A 1429-nucleotide genomic window follows, 5' to 3' on the forward strand; every position below is an offset into this window, starting at 1 on the left:
TTTCCAAACAGATGGGGTGATTGGGGCTCGTGCCCGAGTCGGTGGGGTGGCTGCTCCTCGCGGATAGTAGAACGTGGTCCGTATCGAGCGGCCACAACCATGAGGAGGAGCAACCATGCGCCACTATGCCGGACTGGATGTATCGTTAGAAGAGACGGCGATCTGCATTGTCGATGAGACGGGCAAGGTGGTCCGCGAACTGCGTTCCGCCAGCGAGCCTGATGCATTGATCGAGACGCTGGCCGCCACGGGCTTGGGCCTCGAGCGTATCGGGCTGGAGGCATGCTCGTTGTCGGCGTGGCTCCATCAGGGGCTGACACACGCCGGCCTGGCGGCGCTGTGCATCGAGACGCGGGCGGCCAAGGCGGCGATGGGCGCGATGCCGAACAAGACCGATCGCAACGACGCCCGCGGCCTGGCACAGATCATCCGCACGGGTTGGTATCGCGCGGTCCATGTAAAAAGCATGCCGAGCCGATCGGCACGCGCATTGCTCGGCGCACGCAGGACGATGCTAAACAAGCAGCGTGACATCGAGAACGCGGTGCGCGCGGTGCTACGGGAAGTCGGCCTCAAGCTCGGCACACCGTCACGCAAGCTGTTCGCCGGCCGCGCCCGCGAGCTCGCATCGGCTGACGCCGCCATCTCCGACATCGTCGGACCGCTGCTGGCCGTACTCGATGTGATGGCCTGCCAGATCGCGCGGCTGACGAAGCATGCGCTGGATGCGGTCAAGGTGGAGCCGATCTGTCGCCGGCTGATGACGGTGCCAGGTGTTGGGCCGCTCACCGCGCTGGCGTTCCGTGCGACAGTCGACCAGCCCGAGCGCTTCCGACGATCCCGCGACGTCGGCGCTCACCTTGGCCTTACGCCCCGCCGCTACCAGTCTGGCGAGACAGATATCCAAGGCCGGATCAGTCGATGCGGCGACGAGCTCGCCCGTACCGCGCTCTACGAAGCGGCGCACACCTTGCTGACGCGCTGCCAGAAATGGTCGACGCTGAAGGCGTGGGGAATGCGCGTAGCCCAACGCCGCGGCATGGCCAAGGCCCGTGTCGCCGTGGCGCGCAAGCTGGCCGTTATCCTGCATCGTATGTGGAGCGACCAGGCCGAGTTCCGCTGGGGCAAGCCTGCCTCAAGCCTGCCGAATGTCGCGCTGGCGTGCGCAGCATGAGGAGACACAAATCAGATCCCGCCTGAATAGGTGGATAGTGGTCGTTCCCATGGGGACGATGGGCGGGATGACCTCGTTGAGAGTCCGGATCCTCGGCGCCGCCGAAGGTCGCGAAACAGCTTGAGGCATCCCGCTCTCCTGACCCCATCATGCGGCAGCCCGGCGCTGACCGCGGAGAGAAGCGAGTGATCCATGGGACGGTCACGAATACGAGAGAGCAGCTTGACCCGATGAGCCCCAATCAGAGAAGACTCT

The 1429-nt window shown here is 65.2% G+C and carries 1 protein-coding gene; it reads left to right on the forward strand.

The window, feature by feature from the left end; translation table 11 throughout:
• Positions 1-115 precede the first annotated feature (115 nt).
• Positions 116-1174 carry an IS110 family RNA-guided transposase gene (locus GQY20_RS31875; protein ID WP_157221203.1) on the forward strand — a complete coding sequence of 353 codons (1059 nt, stop codon included), beginning with the start codon at positions 116-118 and terminating at the stop codon, positions 1172-1174.
• Positions 1175-1429 lie beyond the last annotated feature (255 nt).

Origin of the sequence: Flavisphingomonas formosensis (assembly GCF_009755815.1) — a bacterium.
Classification (GTDB): Bacteria; Pseudomonadota; Alphaproteobacteria; order Sphingomonadales; family Sphingomonadaceae; genus Flavisphingomonas; species Flavisphingomonas formosensis.

What these genes read in the sequence shown, in the direction of transcription:
- GQY20_RS31875 (WP_157221203.1), top strand. Translation starts at nt 116, where the DNA reads ATGCGCCACTATGCCGGACTGGATGTATCGTTAGAAGAGACGGCGATC.